15 protein-coding genes and 3 pseudogenes are annotated in these 18,364 nt (G+C 41.8%); 3 read left to right on the top strand and 15 right to left on the bottom strand.

Annotated features, from left to right (window positions below; all coding sequences use genetic code 11):
* The first annotated feature begins 108 nt into the window (after positions 1 to 108).
* A complete protein-coding gene (gene plsY, locus A3I3_RS0104205) occupies positions 109 to 747 on the top strand; it encodes a glycerol-3-phosphate 1-O-acyltransferase PlsY (RefSeq protein ID WP_018371486.1) in 639 nt (212 codons plus the stop codon).
* Positions 748 to 818: 71 nt separating this feature from the next.
* Here the strand turns inward: plsY and A3I3_RS0104200 are convergent, their stop codons facing one another.
* The 14 genes and pseudogenes from A3I3_RS0104200 to uvrB all read right to left on the bottom strand — a co-directional run bounded on the left by A3I3_RS0104200 (position 819) and on the right by uvrB (position 15,575).
* Positions 819 to 2,087, bottom strand: a complete 1,269-nt coding sequence (locus tag A3I3_RS0104200) for a dihydroorotase (protein WP_019231845.1) — start codon at positions 2,085 to 2,087, stop codon at positions 819 to 821.
* Between the two features lie 29 nt (positions 2,088 to 2,116).
* Entirely contained in the window at positions 2,117 to 2,845 is a 729-nt protein-coding gene (locus A3I3_RS0104195) for an acyl-ACP thioesterase domain-containing protein (RefSeq protein WP_018371484.1), read from the bottom strand.
* An 11-nt stretch (positions 2,846 to 2,856) separates the two neighbouring features.
* A complete protein-coding gene (hemW, locus tag A3I3_RS0104190; protein WP_026129805.1) occupies positions 2,857 to 3,987 on the bottom strand; it encodes a radical SAM family heme chaperone HemW in 1,131 nt (376 codons plus the stop codon).
* Positions 3,988 to 4,612: 625 nt separating this feature from the next.
* The gene (locus A3I3_RS0104180) at positions 4,613 to 6,232 is read right to left on the bottom strand and encodes a M20/M25/M40 family metallo-hydrolase (protein WP_018371481.1); all 1,620 of its coding nucleotides are present in this window, start codon (positions 6,230 to 6,232) and stop codon (positions 4,613 to 4,615) included.
* Positions 6,204 to 6,764, bottom strand: coding sequence for an ATP-binding protein (locus A3I3_RS0104175; protein WP_018371480.1), 561 nt, complete (start codon positions 6,762 to 6,764; stop codon positions 6,204 to 6,206). The genes A3I3_RS0104180 and A3I3_RS0104175 overlap by 29 nt, the downstream gene beginning before the upstream one ends.
* Positions 6,765 to 6,901: 137 nt before the next feature.
* A complete protein-coding gene (locus tag A3I3_RS0104170) occupies positions 6,902 to 9,826 on the bottom strand; it encodes a CocE/NonD family hydrolase (RefSeq protein ID WP_018371479.1) in 2,925 nt (974 codons plus the stop codon).
* A 182-nt stretch (positions 9,827 to 10,008) separates the two neighbouring features.
* Positions 10,009 to 10,321: pseudogene (locus tag A3I3_RS0104165) on the bottom strand (glycosyltransferase); the annotation flags it as partial.
* 171 nt (positions 10,322 to 10,492) lie between these two features.
* Positions 10,493 to 11,005 carry a GNAT family N-acetyltransferase gene (locus A3I3_RS0104160; protein ID WP_018371477.1) on the bottom strand — a complete coding sequence of 171 codons (513 nt, stop codon included), beginning with the start codon at positions 11,003 to 11,005 and terminating at the stop codon, positions 10,493 to 10,495.
* A gap of 43 nt (positions 11,006 to 11,048) precedes the next feature.
* Entirely contained in the window at positions 11,049 to 11,645 is a 597-nt protein-coding gene (locus A3I3_RS10125; protein ID WP_398574973.1) for a phosphotransferase, read from the bottom strand.
* 158 nt (positions 11,646 to 11,803) lie between these two features.
* Positions 11,804 to 12,022, bottom strand: a pseudogene (locus tag A3I3_RS11085) (hypothetical protein); the annotation flags it as partial.
* Positions 12,016 to 12,213, bottom strand: a pseudogene (locus A3I3_RS10120) (radical SAM protein); the annotation flags it as partial. The pseudogenes A3I3_RS11085 and A3I3_RS10120, both read right to left, overlap by 7 nt.
* Positions 12,214 to 12,415: 202 nt before the next feature.
* Positions 12,416 to 12,967, bottom strand: a complete 552-nt coding sequence (locus A3I3_RS0104145) for a DUF1697 domain-containing protein (RefSeq protein WP_018371475.1) — start codon at positions 12,965 to 12,967, stop codon at positions 12,416 to 12,418.
* 25 nt (positions 12,968 to 12,992) lie between these two features.
* Positions 12,993 to 13,550 carry a hypothetical protein gene (locus tag A3I3_RS0104140; RefSeq protein WP_018371474.1) on the bottom strand — a complete coding sequence of 186 codons (558 nt, stop codon included), beginning with the start codon at positions 13,548 to 13,550 and terminating at the stop codon, positions 12,993 to 12,995.
* Between the two features lie 36 nt (positions 13,551 to 13,586).
* Positions 13,587 to 15,575, bottom strand: a complete 1,989-nt coding sequence (gene uvrB / locus A3I3_RS0104135; protein ID WP_018371473.1) for an excinuclease ABC subunit UvrB — start codon at positions 15,573 to 15,575, stop codon at positions 13,587 to 13,589.
* Between the two features lie 199 nt (positions 15,576 to 15,774).
* Between uvrB and A3I3_RS10115 the strand changes: the two genes are divergently transcribed.
* Together A3I3_RS10115 and A3I3_RS0104125 are read left to right on the top strand one after the other, a co-directional pair.
* Complete coding sequence (locus tag A3I3_RS10115; RefSeq protein WP_018371472.1) at positions 15,775 to 17,277, top strand: amino acid ABC transporter substrate-binding protein/permease; 1,503 nt, start codon at positions 15,775 to 15,777, stop codon at positions 17,275 to 17,277.
* Between the two features lie 3 nt (positions 17,278 to 17,280).
* Entirely contained in the window at positions 17,281 to 18,021 is a 741-nt protein-coding gene (locus A3I3_RS0104125; RefSeq protein WP_018371471.1) for an amino acid ABC transporter ATP-binding protein, read from the top strand.
* Between the two features lie 132 nt (positions 18,022 to 18,153).
* Here A3I3_RS0104125 and A3I3_RS0104120 read toward each other — a convergent pair.
* Positions 18,154 to 18,364, bottom strand: a 211-nt coding sequence (locus A3I3_RS0104120; protein ID WP_018371404.1) for a transposase, incomplete at its 5' end; no start/stop codon positions are given.

Raw genomic sequence — 18,364 nt, 5'->3', positions numbered from 1 at the left:
AATTAACTTATAGGCGGAACAAAGCCCCCTCAGTCACTCTTACTATCTTATCAAATTTTTTACAGTTTTTGGGAATTTTTTCTTATAAAAGTGTGATATAATCAACTTATGACCATTTTTGTACTTATTTTAGCCTACTTACTCGGCTCTATCCCAACCGGTCTTTGGATCGGGCAAATCTTTTACAAGAAGAACCTCCGCGATTACGGCAGCGGCAACACGGGCACGACCAACACTTTCCGTGTTTTAGGAAAAAAAGCTGGAATCATCACCTTTACCTTTGACTTTTTCAAAGGAACAGTTGCGACCTTGCTTCCGCTTATTTTCCATATTCATGGTCTATCGCCTATGTTGTTTGGCTTAGCAGCCGTTCTGGGACACACTTTTCCCATTTTTGCAGACTTTAAGGGCGGCAAGGCAGTGGCAACCAGTGCAGGCGCTATTTTAGGCTTTTCACCAGCTTTCATTTTTTACCTTGCACTAGTATTTTTCCCCACACTTTATCTGGGAAGTATGATTTCCTTGGCAAGTGTTGTGGCAGCCTGTTCAGCAATTATCGGAGTTCTGATTTTTCCACTTATTCATTTCATTCTGCCGAGTTATGATTGGTTGTTTACCATTATTATTTTAGGAATTGCTTCGCTGATTATCATTCGGCACAAGGATAATATCGCTCGTATTCGAGAAAAAAAAGAAAATCTAGTTCCTTTTGGGCTAAATATCACGGGACAACAACCCAAGAAATAAGTTTTAAAAAAAGAAGAAATAACCACAAACATAAAACACTCTGAAAACAAATCAGAGTGTTTTTTATGTTTTTACTGTCGAAAGACAATCTCACCGTCGCAAATGGTGTACTTGACTTGCCCTTTGAGCTTTTCGCCGACAAAAGGCGAATTTGCAGCCTTGGAAGCAAAATGATTATCGACCAAGCGGTCGGCTGTCGCATCAAAAATCGTCAGGTCTGCTGGACCATTTTCAGCGATAAAGCCAGCCTCAAAGCCATAGAGCGCTGCTGGATTGATTGTCATTTTTTCCAGCAAGTCCATGAGGGTCAAATGCCCCGCCTCCACCAGATAGGTCAGCCCCAGAGAGAGCGAGGTTTCGAGCCCCGTCATGCCAGACGGTGCCTTAGTGATGTCCTCCACTGCCTTCTCATCGGCGTGGTGCGGCGCATGGTCGGTCGCGATAACAGAAATGACACCCGATTTGAGCCCCTCAATGACGGCTAAACGATCAGATTCCAAGCGCAAAGGCGGGTTCATCTTGGCGTTGCTGCCCTTGGTCAATAGCAGAGCTTCTGTCTTAGAAAAGTGCTGGGGCGCCACTTCTGCTGTGACTTGAGCGCCGAGTTTCTGAGCAAACTCGACCACCTTGACGCTTTCTTCCTTGGACAAGTGCTGGACGTGGACATGTGCCTTGCAATCATAGGCAATCATGACATCGCGGGCAATCATGCTGTATTCTGCCACGCCAGTCGCCCCGCAGATATGAAAATGCTCTCTGGCAATCTGCTCATTGAAGCCTAGAATGCCGTTGAGCTCAGGATCTTCCTCGTGTAGACAGATAAATGCATTGTTTTTCTTGGCTGCTTCCAGTGCTTGCCGCAGGACTTTTGAGCTGGTCAAAGGAATGCCGTCGTCGGAAAAGCCAACGGCTCCTGCTGCCAAAAGAGCTGGAAAATCTGTCAGATGTTGCCCGTCAAAATTTTCCGTAATTGTCGCCACGCTTTTGACATGAATCTTCTCGCAGCTAGCCGACTCCAAGACTTCTTGCAGAGTTTCCACTGTAGAAATGGTTGGATTAGTATTTGCCATCATGACAACAGTGGTAAATCCGCCTGCCGCTGCTGCTAAAGACCCTGTGTGAATGTCTTCCTTGTGCGTCTGCCCTGGCTCACGAAAATGAACGTGGATGTCCACCAAGCCCGGTGCGACGACTAAGCCTGTTGCATCAAGTATCTGGGCATCGCCTGCCTCGATATTTTCTGCGATTTTGACAATCTTCTTGCCGTCTAGCAAGACATCACAAACCTTGTCAAATCCCGTTTTGGGATCCATTACACGACCGTTTTTTATTAGTAACACGATGATACCTCCTTAAGCTTATACATCAATTATAATTGACACCATTCAATCCTTGCAACTGCACTGACTTCACCCTCAGATATAATCTGATGATGGCTCGTCAAGTCCTCTAATTCAACTGCCGTTGTCACCAGACCACCTGGTAACACCTCCTTTAGATATTTGATATCCACCTGAATTGGAACATGTTTTTTCAAAAATTCTACCCCTAAAGACTCATAAACCCACTCCAGATACTTACCGTTATTGACATGGCCATTCATATCTAGGTCATAAAAGCGAACACGATAATCTGTCGTTTCAGGATTTTCTAGTTCCTTATACTTAGGGCCACGAATAATCTTTTTGACAAAGCTTGAACCAAAAGGTTCTGTGATTTCATCTAGCACTGGAACAGCTTTGCGATTTTTTATATCCATGAGAAGGAAAGTCGTCATCATCTCAAAGATATTCTCCCCATCACTGTCAAAAACCTTGAAAACCCGATAACAGAAATACCGATTGTGAGACATAGCCTCTGTTTCAATCGTCACTTCCTCTAAAAAACGTGGCAGGCGCTTGATGGTCATGGTATGTTCTGAAATAATCCATCCTAGGCCAAATTTCTCTAAAATATAATCATCTGCCATTCCCACTTCGACTGATTGCATGCCTGATACTTGCATAACCAATGCCATTAGTTGTGGCAAGCGGACATTGCTATTAATATCTGCCATATCATATGGTATCGTTGCTTGAATCCGATATTTAAGTCCCATTTTATCCCCCTCTAATCTATAATAAATTTCTCAGCGACTGTGTCTCCCAGAAAAAGCCCTTTTTTCGTCATGCGAACAACATCATGTTCTACCTTTAGAAGCCCGTCGGTCGCTAATTCAGCAACCACATCGCCATAAATCTTTTTAAAATCTTCCCCAAACTTCTGACTAAAACGTGTAATGGAGACACCTGACTTCTTACGAAGCCCCAAAAACATTTCCTCTTCCATCTGCTCTTGCTTGCTTAGAACTTCCTCATGAACGCGCGCATTGCCCTCTTCAACTGCCTTGAGATAATGGCGAATCGGCCCATGGTTGCGATAACGAATGCCATCAACATAGCCAGAAGCCCCAGCTCCCAAACCATAGTATTCCGCATTGTCCCAATACATGAGATTATGCCGACTTTCAAAGCCCGGCTTGGAAAAATTGGAAATTTCATAGTGCTCAAAGCCAGCCTGTTCCAACTCCGAAATAATATAGTCAAACATCTCTGCCTCTGTATCTTCCTGCGGAAGATTGAGTTTGCCGCGTCGCATCCGATTCATAAAAACCGTATGATTTTCTAAAATCAGACTATACAAACTCATATGAGGAATATCAAGACCGATTGCTCGTGCGACATTTTCCTTTACCTGATCTATCGTTTGTCCTGGCAAGGCATAAATCAAGTCAATCGAGATATTGTGAAAACCAGCTTGTTTGAGACGGTCAATATTGTCATAAATATCCTTGACAGTATGACTGCGTCCAATTTTTTTCAACATCAGATCATCAAAGGTCTGCACCCCCAAGGACACGCGATTGACCTTTGAAGCTGCCAAAACCTCTACCTTTTCTGCTGTCAAATCACCCGGATTTGCCTCAATCGTAAACTCCTCAATCTGTGATAAATCAAGGCGCTTATCTAATTCCTGCAAGAGAAAGTCCAACTGCTTCGCAGAAAGCGCTGTCGGTGTTCCACCACCAATATAAAGGGTGCGCAGAGTTCTAATATCATAGGAGTCTACCTCCTGCATCAGGTGAACTAGATAATCATCAACTGGCTGATTCTTGATAAAAACCTTAGAAAAATCACAGTAAAAACAAATTTGTGTGCAAAAAGGAACATGCACATAAGCCGAAGTAGGTTTAGATTGCATAGAAATATTATAGCAGAAAATCACTGATTTTTCTCGCTAGGAGTGTGGGCTGTTCCTGATAAAGTATCTGCCCTGCACCGATGAGTTTTTCTTGTTTTACATTAAACTAACCAAATTTATATTCATCATCCCACTTCCTTAAAAATTGCACAAAAACGCTGAGAAACCTCAACGTCACATTCCAAATATACCTAGGTATGCCGTATAGGTTTTCAGATAGTAAAAACCCAGTCCCAACACAATGATAATAAATATCAATTTAAGGATTTTTGATACAAAGCGAAAAATAATCGAAATAACAATCGTGCCGATCAGCCACATAAGAGGATTGAACCATGTACTCTGCTGAAGCTGATGCAGTTCCACACTTTCCAAACCAAAACGTTGACTTACACTATTTGCTGCGGTTTAAAGCTAAAGAAAGACACCGCTAGCAAACGTCACCAAGGCATACGAAATCGCATTATTCCTGATATGATGTCTAATCAAACGAAACATAAATATTCTCCATTCTTGCAAGATAGGTACTATTTTAGCATAATTTCTCTTAAAATTTTTTAAAATAGCGCAGAAAGTCATATAAAATCAGCCCTTCCATAATTAGAAAGGCTGACAATGGCAGACTTTATTTGCCTGATTTCTTAATCAATTCTATATTTTCCAACAAATGCAGCAGAAAATTAGGAATCGTCTCTAGCATGTCTTTTTCATAGACCCGTTCACTGATTTGATGCAAGTCCTTGCCCCACGGACCTAGATTGACAGCTGGAATACGGATGTCTTTCATCTTAGAAAAGTCAATCTGGTAAAGATCAGCAGGCACGGCCAAGCTCTCTAAAACATGTTGATAATCCTCGACTGGCTTTTCTAGAGCGCAATAGCTGATGTCGCAAATGCCCATGAAGAACTCTTCCACCGTTAGTTTTTTTCCTTCATTTTCTAAAAAATCTTGATAAAGGGAAATCAGTGCTTCTATATCAATGGGCGAGTCCTGCAAATGCCGACAATTCATAGACGGATAATAGGGCGGAGCCACTGCCAGAATGACCAGAGCTTCCTTTTGATTGTGGAAATCTAGCAATTTTTGAATGGTCTCAATGGTGATTTCTTGATACGTTTTTCCATTTTTCAAGTCCTGACGCGCTGCTTGGTCTAGCTCCTCCTTGACAGATGTAAAGTTTTCTTTAGATCGACATTCCTCTACTAATTGCTGGTAAGTCAAGAGGCGCGGCCTTGCAACCTGCTTCTTTTCACCGTAAGTCTCTTGTAAATCCCGATAACGGCTGTAAAATTCATCAATGGCTTCTTGGCTAAGGTCTTGAAGGATGGTCATCAACTCCTGCGGACTTTTCTCCAAATACAAGACACTGAGATAAGCTGCCGCATGCAAAACGGTTGAAACATCGTAATGCTCTTTCAAATCACGCATATAAGACCAAGAAGGCAAGGGCGACCGCTCCCCATAAATCGAATCAGACAAGGCTGGATTGAGGTCAATCTTTTCCACGATTTTAGCAAGCAAGGAAATAGCATTGACACCTGTCAAGGGTTCTTTCATGTGAGACAAAATCCCCTGCGTCACGACTACAGGCAAAAGCTTGCCGACCGTTCCGATATGAAGCACTTTTTCATCAGCCCTTGTACTTTCAAAAGGCTCGGAATCAATAGCCAAGAGGTAATTTAGCTGATATTTTTGCTTCAAATCATAGAGGAGCTCTGTCGCCGCCCGCATGCCCTGCGAATAAGACTCTTCATCACCGACAGACAGATAGAGCAGATTGACATGACCATTCTTTTGCTGTGAATAAGTCTCCAAAACGCCCAGCTGCAAAGCCAGAGCAGCCTTCATATCACAAGAGCCGCGCCCAAATTGCCAAACGTCCGAAGCTAAGTCATCAAGCACTGCTTGCTGCGGAGCTGTATCTGCCAGCTTTTGCTTGAGCGCGTCATTATCAAGAGCAACATCACGCAGATTGCCAAAGTCCTCAATGTCCACCGTGTCGTGATGATGAAAGAGGACCACCGTGTCAGCCGTATCGTTTTTGACCAGCGCCCAGTTGACCGCTCGCCCATAAAAATCATGAGGAATAGCGTAGCTACCAAACAGCTCAGGGTGCTCTTTGAAATAAGGCAGCTTGCCCAATTCTCTATCGAGAAAGGCTTCAATATCGCGCTCTGAGCTGGTATGAGTGAAGCTTTCGATTGCCATACTTTCCTTAAATATTTTCCGAATTTTCTCTTTCATCTTGTCTCCTCTTTACTTTTTCAAAAATCAAATCAGGCTGGTAATCCTTCTCCAGCAATAAATAAGGGCAGCCGTGTTCTTGACACAAACGAAGATATTTCTGGTTTTCTGCCAAGGCAAAATCCAGCGTAAAATAGCTGCCATCCACTCGCTTTTCTATAGCGCAAGCATGCTTTTTTATATTTTGGAAAGATTTTTTGATATACTCATCGCTCATGATTAAGCAAATATAGTGGATATTCTTCAAGTAAGCGCTCGAAAAATCCTTTTGCCAGTCAAAGGGAATGTAGGATCCCTCGACAATCAAATGTTGCTGATTTTCAAGCGCCGTCTTAATCATTTCCTTGACAATAGACCACAAGTAGTCCGTCAGCAAGTCGCTATCTGTCACTGTCAGTTCCGTTTGCCCGCTTCTTATCAAACCCATTTCCAGCAAATCCAGCGATAAATAAGGATAGCCAAATTTTTCTAGCAGTTTCTGCGCCAAAAGCGTCTTCCCCGTGTGAGAAGCCCCTGTTATCAGGTAAATCATCTGTCACCAATCTTTCTCTAACTACCTTAGTAGCTCAAATTGATTTCTCTTTCTAATCAAACTTCTCTAGATAGAGCAAAGCAGCGAAACCACATCTAGCTCAAGCTTTCAATGATTTCACTGCTGGCTTACTAAAATTAGTTTTCCTCTTTTTTCTTAGAGAAGATGAGACCAAAACCTGCTAGCAAAGCACCCGCTGCTGCCACAAAGAAACCTTTGTTTTCTTTACTACCTGTTTGTGGTAACTGCGCCGCTTTTTGGACTGCTGGGTCTGACACCCATGCTTGACCAACATGTACAGCCAAGGTTTGGACAGGAGCAAGGTTTGTTTGCTGGGTTTGCTCTTGATCTTGACTGGCATTATTTTCGTTTTCACTAGTGTATGGGACATAGCTAGCGCTAAGTGCCAGAGAATCTTCCACAATCGGAATCAGAGCTTTGATAGAATTTGTCTTGAAAGTCACTTCATAATGCCTATCCACTGTCAAATCTGTTGGATCATAAGTATTCAAGACTAAGGCTAACTTATGACCTTTCTTAACTGTATAAACATTGGGTTGCAGATACATCGTATAGTCATGAAACTCACCGATTTTTGGAACAATACTCTTGGCTGAAGTCGCTGACGCATAGCCAGAATCTGGATTTGCCAAATTAAGCCAGCCTTTAGCAATCACCTTATATTTGGTATTAGGCGTTGCAAATTGCTTAATGGCTAGGTTTTCCAGATTACTTCCCATCCAGAACGCTCCGTCCTCTCCTGTCTTTTCAACCGCACCGGTTGTCACTGCAAAGTCTTCATCAGATACATCCACTAACATAGCATTGACTTGTAGATTGCTCCCTTGTCCTTTGCTTAGAGCTGCTCTGAATTGAACAGGAATATTTCCCTTGATCGTCAAGTCCTCTGGAACATCGACCATATAAGTTGCATTAGCACTAGAAGAAGCTTGACTAACGGCTTCATTACGGTTAGTCTTAGGCGCTGTGATGCCAGCTTTTTCATAATCGCTACTAATGGTTACTTCTTCGTCTTTTGAAGCTGCTGATAAGGTTAAGCGATTTTTCGTTTCCCAACTATCATAAGTTGTCCACTTGCTTGGGTCATAGTTGTTTTGGGCAAGAACCGCCGGCATCTTTTCCACCTGATTATCTACACCGTAGAGATAATGAGAAAGCCAGGTATTGAGCAAGTCATAGAAATCTTGGCCCTTAGCGGTAATACCGTAGCCTAGAGACATTTTAGCTGGATAAATATGGTCGCCTTGATGAAGATACATCTTCACATTTTGTCCAGCTTTTTTCAAGGCATCATACATAAGCTCAAAATGTTTGGTTTTCACATTGTCATCATTGAGACCGTGAACCAAAAGAGCACTAGTTTTCAGCTTGCTTGCAGCCTCAACAGTATAATCGCGTTCTTTCCAAACATCGCTGTAATTATAACCGTGAGCTGCTTGATCTTTGTTCAATTGATTGATGTAGTCGGCGTATTTATCTTGGATTGAATTCCAATCATCTGGATCCAAAATACGAGACGCGACATAGAGAGACAACCAAGACAAATCACTAAACGGTGGATTACTGAAAGAAGTCCCTTGACTGTTGAAATAGTCGTACCAGCTAGCAATCCCAGCCGCAGGAACAATGGTTTCCAATCCTTCAACACCTGTTGCTGCTACGCCAAATGTTGTTGTTCCAGCCCAAGAGAGACCTGTCATCCCGACTTTTCCATTTGCCCAGTCCGCTTTAATTTCGATGTTGCTGGTCTTATCTGTATAAGCAACCCGTTTCCCGTTAATCCATTCGATAATGTTTTTAAAAGCGTTAATTTCAATGTCAGAGCCAGTTGTATTGAAGCCCTCTGAGCCTCTTGTACCTAAACCAGCACTGCTGACAAAGGCATAACCACGCACCAAGAAATAATCATACCAAGTCAAATCTTCATAGTCATACATATATTCCCATGGGCTATAGTAATACCAATCAGAGGCTTTAGCAGCCTTAGCTGCCTCAATCGTAGACTTACTTCCCACTGGAGTACGTTTAGCAGGGGGATTTTTACGAACATTTTCTATGTCGTAAGCTCCCTTACTTTTCATGCCTAATTTTTCCAAGGTAACATAATCTTCGTTGAGCGTTCCAGCAACGTAAGGACGTGCCTCAAAAATGGTAGAGGCTTTGAAATCTCCTTGTGCTACTGCTTTTGGTAGTTGTACCAAGGTCTTGACTAAATCACGTTTCCCGTCACCGTCAAGGTCATAATCACTTTCCACATAGACCGTAAAACGAACGATGTCACTCTTTTCATAGGAATAATCCTCATCTTTTTCTTTTTGTCCTGTGGTATAAGGGAAAATAGGCTGTGCACGACCATTTAAAAAGAGTGGTTGTTTTTTATCTGCCCGATAAGCGTCGTAGAGTTTCTTGGCAATATCATACATAGCCTGAGCATCAGACGCCTTAAGCTCTGCTGTCACATCAGTCGTTGCTGAAATCATTCCCAAACTCTTGGCAAAATTAAGGTAATCTTTTTCTGACTTGCCCAACCGTGCCTTATCTACGGCTGCCCATTCCAATAACTGAGTTACAGCTTCTTGTACGGATAAGTTTTTGTCAGATAAATTATCCGTCGCAGTGCCTGTATAGCCAGCTAAGTCCTTAGCTGAAACTCCTGCACTTGCCGCCTGTACTGCTGGTGCTGCTGCCCGAACTTCCCTAACAGGCTCAGCTGTTTGGTTTTCAGTATTCGCCCTTGTACCTGTATCCGTCGTCGCTGCATTTGTTTCTGAATTTTGGCTAGCCTCTGTAGTCGCGTTTGCCCTACCATCATTATCTGACTTAGCTGCACTTTGTCCTTCTCTTGTGCTTGTTTCAGCCGCTTTTTCAGAATTCACTATTTGCTCGCTAGTGCTAACAGCTGTAACAGGCTTTGCTACTGTTTCAGACTTGGCATTTGCCACATCAGCAGTTACTTCTTCAGCTTGAGCAACATGTGATAAGACCATTGGAGCCAACAAAAGCGTTGGTAAAACAAGTGTAAGTAGCTTTTTCTTCTTCATAAAAAAGACTTCCTTTTCTTTAAGATTAGATTTTGAGAGAAAAACTCACCTACTCATTATATAATCAAAACGCTTTCATTTCAAGAGTTTATTTAGAAAATTATGAAAAAAAGAAAAATTTTTTAAATTTTAGTGATTATAAAGCATATTATACAATTATTTATGCAAACAAATGAATAAAATTAGAGAGATAAATTTTCTAAGATTAGTTCAGCTATCTTTTGATTTCCGCCTGCTGCTTGGCATTTTCTTTGAAAAAGCTGGACTTGTTTTTTTATAGGAGTGGTCCTGAAATAAGTTAGCTGCTACTTCTTGTATTTGCTGGTTTGTTAAACCACGTTTATTCAGATATTTGCCCAAATGTAAGTCGGCTACTTGTTGGGCTACTCTTGGCTGGTCGTTTCTCATAGGGGCAACAATCATAGGCACACCATAGTAGATAGCCTCATTGACACTATTCATGCCGCCGTGGGTGATGAAAAGGCTAGCTAGCTCGCTGTGCAAAAATTCATCAAAGGTCGAAAAATCCTGATAATCATCAAAGTATGCACACTAAAATCTTTCCACACAGGCTTTTCCTGACAAAAACCAAGTTGCTAGAGAGATTGTAAATCGTTTCGGTCTAGGCTTTTTAGCTGTATACTCATTTTATTACCCACTTCTAAACTAGAATATTTCCCTTATTTTCGCCATGATATACTCATCCCTATATTGCCCTTTAACCAACATCGTTTTGACCTTTCTTCCTTCAACTTCAAAGCCATTCTTTTGATATAGATGAATAGCTGCATCATTATTTGTTGCCACGCTCAACTCCAAACGGACAATTCTATTTTCTTGCGCCCAAACATCTAAACGTTTGAAAAATTCTGTTCCGATACCTCGTCCACGATAATCTTTCAGTACGCCGAGCACAATATAAGCCGAGTGAGCGGTACGATTAACTTTCCCTTTTTCAGCTGAAATATGACCAATTATTTTGCGGTTATCGGTGGCTACAAGTAAAAAGTCGCCATTTTTATTAGCATTTTTCAACCAGCCTGCTATTTTCTCTTTACCGACTTTCAGCTCTCGTTCTTTAGGCTCAAACATCATAAAATCAGTTTCAGTGTCCAACTGATTTAAGTAATCATAGTAATCGTCTATGTCTTTTGAATATAATTTTCTATAAGCAATCATGCACTTTCTCTCTTTCATTAACCAAACGCTTCACAAGCGGCGATTACTTGTAGCATGCTTTCATCAAAATTCTCTCGCCCGTATAAATCAAGAAAATAGTCCGTATATTATCTGTAGCCAGATTATAATGTAGCGACCAGATTACCCCAAAAAGGTCAATATGCTTGTCACTCACACCAGCTAACCCTAAATCCAAAAAGCAAGAAAATTGATGATTTTTTAAGATAATATTGGGAAGACAAAAATCGCCATGAATAAGGGTCTCTGCTTTTAAATTCCCTTGGTTCGCTTGAACAATTTTAAATGCTTCTTCTCGATTTGCAATTCCAAACCTCGGCAAAAGTGCCTTCTCATAAAAAACTCCTGCTTGGTAATTTTTTACGACGTTTGAAAGGTAATGTTCTAGACGATTTGGAAGTGCGAACTCATTTCTGTCTAAACTATGTAAATAGTTTAAGGTCTCTGCTAATATCTGGCAAAGCTTTTCTGGCTTATCTAGATAAGTTAAAGCCGTTTCTCCGTCAGCAGCCCTAGTCAAGAGATAATCTTTATCTTCTGATACATATTCCATGACCTCTACGGCAATCCCTTTTTTAAAAAAGTAGCGTGTCAATTTTGCTTCTTCCTCTAATTCTCTCACATTGTCCATTTTTAAATAATAGCCCGAGTCTAAATATCACACTTTTGCTTGAGAATGGGAGCTACTATCATAAATATGGCCACCTCGAAAATAAGGCTGAATTTGAAGTGGGAAGTCTTTTTCATTTATTTTTATTTTTTCTAACATAAAATATCCTTTTATTTGGTAGAGGAGACAATCTCCAAGGCTCGATATAAATTTTCAGCAGATGGCTTTTGTATTTCTTGAACAATTTTACCGTCTCTCAAAATCAGAGCTCTATCTGTATGGGAAGCCAACTCAATATCATGCGTCACCATGAGAATACATTTTCCTTGTTTCCCTATATTTCTCAGTAAATCAAAAATAGCTTGTCTTGAAATACTATCTAAAGCGCCGTCGGTGTCCCACCACCAATATAAAGAGTCCGTAAGGCTCCAATGTCATAGGAGTCCACTTCCTGCATCAGGTGAACTAAATAATCATCAACTGGCTGATTTTTAATAAACACCTTGGAAAAATCACAGTAATAACAAATTTGAGTACAAAACGGAATGTGTACATAGGCAGAAGTTGGTTTGGTATACATAGCATTTATTATAGCATAATTTTAGTATATAGATGTTTCAAACTTCACACTAAAATACATAGATCTCTTATCAATATATTCTTGCTCAACAACGAAAATACCATAAGCGTTAAAAACGTTCAACTTAATTCGCTACTTCAACTTGAATCTTTTTCAAATAATAAATTTGTTAGCAAAAAGGAGACCAAAATCTATCAATTATTCATTTTTGAATTGTACCTACTAACTCCACAATCTTCTGGAAAGTCTTACCGTTTCGGATGGTTAGTTGCTTGTAGAAACTGGACTTAAGCAGTTTCTTATGGTAGTTAGACTTGAGATAGTCCGCTTGGTCAGCATTGCTATAAAAGAAGGCCGTCTGCCCAAAGTGCAGCTGCTCCTTGTCATTTGCCCAACTCCCAGCCAGCTCTTGAACACTCTCCCTATCAGTCTCCGGCAGATAAAAGAGAACATCTCGCCGAAAGGCTGTCTCATCCTGCCACCAAGCAGGCAGATTGGCTGTTTCTTTTTGAAGCATAGCAGAGCTGACAAGGACAAAAGGCAGAGGAAAATCATAAGACCGACTGAAATAAGCCGTCAAAATCTCCCGAATTCTCTCCTCCTGCTCCTCGCTATCAAAGAAAAGATTACCGCTGTTGATGTAGGAAACTGGATTTTCAAAACCCAACCCAGCCAAATCTTTCTTCAAATCAGCCATAACGACCTTGTTTTTCCCGCCGACATTGATGCCACGGAGTAAAAGTGCATAACGCATGTAGTGCTCCTTGGATTTATTTAAATCAAAATTTAAACTTTTTATTTAACTCTAACTCTTTAATTAAAATATTAGTAGCTATTCTATATTTTTCTTTATGTTCAGAATAATCATTTAATCTCAATTGAAACCAAAAATTTGGACTAACTGCAATCCCTGTGACATCAAATTTAATTTGTGTAGCAGCTAAACAATATATAGCAATCATTCTGTATATATCTTGCTCAACATTATCCTTTGCAGCAGCATAATTTTCCTTTTGCATCAATGCAAGGATCTTTATTGCTTCTTCAGAGCCATAGGAGTATGTTGTGTTTATTATTTTTTTGAAACTTTTTAAATTTTGCTCCTTTTGTCTTTTATTTTTTAAAGTTGAATTATCAATCTCCATCATTTCATCTAATAATTCTAAAATATACAATGGAATTGCTGACATATGACCTAGAAATACATTATCTCTATTCTTATGCAGTTCATTTCTAAAACTTTTTTTCAATGAGGTACTTGTAATCCAAAAACCTATAACAGATATTAAACTCGTAGCACCAACCGATATCAGTGTAGTAATAATTTCGTTACTCATATTTTTCTCCCTATTCCCAATATTTTCATGGATTTTCTAATCCATCGCCTTGATTTCCAGAATCATATCACGAATCTGTGCGGCGAGCTCGAAGTCAAGAAGGCCTGCGGCTTCTTGCATTTGACCTTCGAGTTTCTTAACCATATCCTTGCGCTCTTGCTTATTGAGGCTTTCGATTTCGACAGTTTCTTCCTTGTCTGGCAGGGCTGCCTTGGTCACGCTGATCAGGTCGCGGATTTCTTTCTTGATGGTCTGCGGTACAATGCCATGCTCTTCATTATAAGCCATCTGGATTGCCCGACGGCGGGCAGTTTCATCAATAGCGCGCTGCATGGACTGGGTCATGGTATCGGCATACATAATCACATGCCCCTCGCTGTTGCGGGCTGCTCGGCCAATAGTCTGGATCAGGCCACGCTCGTTGCGGAGGAATCCTTCCTTGTCCGCATCAAGAATGGCCACCAGACTAACCTCCGGCACGTCGATTCCCTCGCGCAGAAGATTGATCCCAACCAAAACATCAAAAACACCCAAGCGCAGGTCTCGGATAATCTCGGTCCGCTCCAAGGTCTTGATGTCCGAGTGCATGTACTTGACTTTGACACCCATTTCCTTGAAGTAGTCAGTCAAATCCTCCGCCATTTTCTTGGTCAGGGTTGTGATAAAGGTCCGCTCATTCTTCTCTGCACGCGCAGTGATTTCACCCAAAAGGTCATCAATCTGTCCCATGGTTGGGCGGACTTCCACTTCCGGGTCAAGGAGCCCGGTCGGGCGGATAATTTGCTCAATGACCGTATCGGTCTGTGCATTCTCATAGTCGCCCGGCGTTGCCGACACGTAGACAATCTGGTGGACATGGCTTTCAAATTCTTCACGGCGCAGCGGACGGTTGTCCAAGGCAGACGGCAGGCGGAAACCATAATTAACCAGCATCTCCTTACGAGAGCGGTCACCATTGTACATGCCCCGAATCTGTCCCATGGTCATGTGACTCTCGTCAATCATGATCAAGAAGTCATCGGGGAAAAAGTCCAAAAGGGTATAAGGCGGCTCTCCTTCGCTTCGACCATCCATATGACGAGAATAGTTCTCAACGCCATTTGTATAGCCCATTTCACGTAGCATTTCGATATCATACTCCGTACGCTGTTTCAAGCGCTGGGCTTCCAGAAGCTTGCCTTCCTTCTCAAAGATAGCAAGCTGCTCCTCCAGCTCCGCCTGAATCTTAGCAATGGCTACTTCCATGTGGTCTTCATTGGTCACGAAGTGAGTGGCTGGGAAGATGGCCAAATGGTCCACTTCACCCAAGACTCGACCTGTCAAGGCTTCGACCTCACGGATACGGTCAATCTCATCTCCGAAAAACTCCACCCGAAAGGCATGCTCATCCCGAGAAGCTGGGAAAATCTCAACCACATCACCACGAACCCGGAATTTCCCCCGCTGAAAGTCAATGTCATTACGCTCAAACTGAATATCTACCAAGTCATTAAGCAACTTGTCACGGGAAATTTCCAAGCCCGGACGTAGGCTAACCACGCTATCAGAGTATTCCTTAGGCGAACCGAGACCGTAGATGCAAGAAACCGACGCCACCACGATGACATCGTTGCGCTCAAGGAGAGCAGACGTCGCCGAATGGCGGAGCTTGTCAATCTCGTCGTTGACCGAGCTATCCTTTTCGATATAGGTATCGCTGGACGGCACATAGGCTTCGGGCTGGTAATAGTCATAGTAGGAAACGAAATATTCGACCGCATTGTCGGGGAAAAACTCCTTGAACTCGCCGTAGAGCTGACCTGCCAAGGTCTTGTTGTGAGCGATGACGAGGGTCGGCTTGTTGACCTTTTGAATGACTTGGCTCATAGTGTAGGTCTTTCCTGTCCCGGTCGCCCCCAGCAAAATCTGTGCTTTCTCGCCGCCCTCGATATTATCCACCAAGGCCTCAATCGCCTCAGGTTGGTCGCCAGACGGCTGGTATTTGGATACTAATTTAAACTTGTTATCGGTAATTCGGTTAATCATCTTGTCCCTTTCTTAGCTCTTTTCCCCTATTTTATCATAATTTAGAGGCTTCTTCATTCTTGAATGATCCCCTAGTTTCTCTTTTCAATCTTCTGTAAAAACAAACAGATGTCAGAAAACCTGACATAAAATTACAAAAAATTTGCCATAATGGCTTTTTTCTGATATAATTTTAAAATATTCCAAAAAGGAGAGAGAAATGAAGAAAAAAATTCTAATATTAATGTTAGCTTTGCTCCCCATTTTCATGTTAGGTGCAAAAAATAGCTCATCAAGTACTAGCAGTAACTCAGTTCCTGCAACAACAACCTCTGCTGGACAAAAGGCAACACCAAAGAAATCGAAGTATATTATCGCATCTGATTCTTCTTTTGCTCCTTTTGTTTTCCAAAATGACAATAGCCAGTATACAGGAATTGATATGGATTTGATTAAAGCCATTGCAGAAGACCAAGGATTTACTATCGAAATCACCAATCCCGGCTTTGACGCTGCACTCAATGCGGTGCAATCTGGGCAAGCGGACGGTATGATTGCTGGAATGACGATTACAGATGCCCGCAAGGAAACTTTTGATTTTTCTGAACCTTATTACACGGCCAATACCATTCTTGCCGTGAAAAATAATAGTAAAATTTCCTCCTATGAAGATTTGAAAGGAAAAACCGTCGGAGTTAAAAATGGGACTGCCTCTCAAACATTTATGGAAAATAACCAAAAGAAATACGGTTATAAGATTAAAACTTTTTCTGACGCTTCCTCCATGTACGACAGCCTTAATTCAGGTTCTGTTGCAGCTGTTATGGATGATGAGCCTGTTGTAAAATACTCTATTAGTCAAGGACAAAAGCTCAAGACTCCGATTGAAGGAACGCCTGCTGGAGACACTGGCTTTGCAGTCAAAAAAGGAAGCAATCCGGAGTTGATTGAAATGTTCAATAATGGTCTGGCCAATCTTAAGGCAAACGGTAAATTTCAGAAAATCTTGGATAAGTATCTAGCTTCAAACTCCAAAAGTTCTACCGATACAGCAGATGAAACGACGATTACAGGGCTCATTTCTAACAACTACAAGCAGCTCTTACAAGGACTGGGTGTAACAATTGCGCTAGCACTCTTATCTTTTGCTATTGCTATGGTCATCGGTGTTATATTTGGTATGTTTAGTGTCAGCCCAATTAAGGCTTTACGTATCATTGCTACCGTCTTTGTTGATGTCATTCGCGGGATTCCACTAATGATCCTCGCTGCCTTTATCTTCTGGGGAATTCCAAATTTCATCGAATCCATGACTGGCCAACAAAGCCCGATTAACGATTTTGTGGCCGGAACAATTGCCCTGTCCCTCAACTCAGGCGCTTATATCGCCGAAATCGTCCGTGGAGGAATTCAAGCCGTTCCTGTTGGACAAATGGAAGCCAGTCGTAGTTTAGGTATTTCCTATGGCACAACCATGCGTAAGGTTATCTTGCCGCAAGCGGCCCGTCTTATGCTTCCGAATTTTATCAACCAATTCGTCATCGCCCTTAAAGATACAACAATCGTATCGGCTATCGGGCTGGTTGAGCTTTTCCAAACGGGGAAGATTATCATCGCCCGCAATTACCAAAGCTTTAGAATGTATGCAATTTTAGCAGTACTTTATCTGGTCTTGATAACTATTTTGACCCGCTTAGCTAAACGCTTAGAAAGGAGGATGTAATTCATGACAAAATTAAAAATTGATGTGCATGATTTGCACAAATACTACGGCAAAAATGAGGTTCTTAAAGGGATTACTGCTAAATTCTACGAAGGGGATGTTGTCTGTATTATTGGACCATCTGGGTCAGGAAAATCAACCTTTCTACGCAGTCTCAATCAACTAGAAACCGTTACTAGCGGTACAATTACCGTTGACGGCTACGATTTGACCGACAAACACACGGATATTGATCTTGTCCGTGAAAATATCGGAATGGTCTTTCAACATTTTAATCTCTTCCCTCACATGACCGTTCTTGAAAATATCACTTTTGCACCTGTCCAACATAAACGAATGACACAAACAGAGGCGGATCAACTGGGAATCGAATTGCTTGAAAAGGTTGGTTTGGCTGATAAAGCAAATGCGAAACCAGACAGCCTATCCGGCGGACAAAAACAACGTGTAGCGATTGCACGAGGGCTTGCTATGAACCCTGACATTATGCTCTTTGACGAACCAACTTCTGCCCTTGACCCTGAAATGGTCGGCGATGTACTCAATGTTATGAAAGACTTAGCTCAGCAAGGCATGACCATGCTCATCGTAACTCACGAAATGGGCTTTGCTCGCCAAGTTGCCAATCGTGTTATTTTCACTGCTGACGGAGAGTTTCTCGAAGACGGGACACCTGATCAAATTTTTGACAACCCGCAACACCCACGCCTCAAGGACTTTTTGGATAAGGTCTTGAATGTATGATAAGCATATATAGTAGATATGCTCAGTTTATACCTTGGCCTACGGTAGTTTATACAAATAAAAGAGCCTGGGACAAAATAATTCTCAGCCACAAAAAAAGCTAGAGCTTCCCAATTGCGGAACTCTAGCTTTTTAATTTTGAGTCGTTCTCTTATTGTATTTTAGGAGGTTATTGGCCATAAGTACCAATCCCATGTCAATTCTCACTTGACGCTTCCCTCTCAGATTACATCTCTTGTAACCCAAACAAGCCTTTATCTGCCCAAAGACAGGTTCCACATCAATCTTGCGTTGAGCGAAAATCTGTCTACCTTGGGGAGATAAAAGCGCCTGACATTCTTTA

The organism is Streptococcus massiliensis DSM 18628 (genome assembly GCF_000380065.1).
In the GTDB taxonomy this organism is placed as follows: domain Bacteria; phylum Bacillota; class Bacilli; order Lactobacillales; family Streptococcaceae; genus Streptococcus; species Streptococcus massiliensis.
Note: the sequence above shows the minus strand (reverse complement) of the source record. Positions and strands in the feature narration are given on the sequence as shown.

Bases quoted from the DNA above. Each gene is read 5' to 3' on its own strand.
- A3I3_RS0104145 (WP_018371475.1), bottom strand. From the start codon at position 12,967: ATGCGTTATGCACTTTTACTCCGTGGCATCAATGTCGGCGGGAAAAAC.
- A3I3_RS0104140 (WP_018371474.1), bottom strand. From the start codon at position 13,550: ATGAGTAACGAAATTATTACTACACTGATATCGGTTGGTGCTACGAGT.
- plsY (WP_018371486.1), top strand. From the start codon at position 109: ATGACCATTTTTGTACTTATTTTAGCCTACTTACTCGGCTCTATCCCA.
- uvrB (WP_018371473.1), bottom strand. From the start codon at position 15,575: ATGATTAACCGAATTACCGATAACAAGTTTAAATTAGTATCCAAATAC.
- hemW (WP_026129805.1), bottom strand. From the start codon at position 3,987: ATGCAATCTAAACCTACTTCGGCTTATGTGCATGTTCCTTTTTGCACA.
- A3I3_RS0104125 (WP_018371471.1), top strand. From the start codon at position 17,281: ATGACAAAATTAAAAATTGATGTGCATGATTTGCACAAATACTACGGC.
- A3I3_RS0104180 (WP_018371481.1), bottom strand. From the start codon at position 6,232: ATGAAAGAGAAAATTCGGAAAATATTTAAGGAAAGTATGGCAATCGAA.
- A3I3_RS0104170 (WP_018371479.1), bottom strand. From the start codon at position 9,826: ATGAAGAAGAAAAAGCTACTTACACTTGTTTTACCAACGCTTTTGTTG.
- A3I3_RS10115 (WP_018371472.1), top strand. From the start codon at position 15,775: ATGAAGAAAAAAATTCTAATATTAATGTTAGCTTTGCTCCCCATTTTC.
- A3I3_RS0104195 (WP_018371484.1), bottom strand. From the start codon at position 2,845: ATGGGACTTAAATATCGGATTCAAGCAACGATACCATATGATATGGCA.
- A3I3_RS0104175 (WP_018371480.1), bottom strand. From the start codon at position 6,764: ATGATTTACCTGATAACAGGGGCTTCTCACACGGGGAAGACGCTTTTG.
- A3I3_RS0104160 (WP_018371477.1), bottom strand. From the start codon at position 11,005: ATGATTGCTTATAGAAAATTATATTCAAAAGACATAGACGATTACTAT.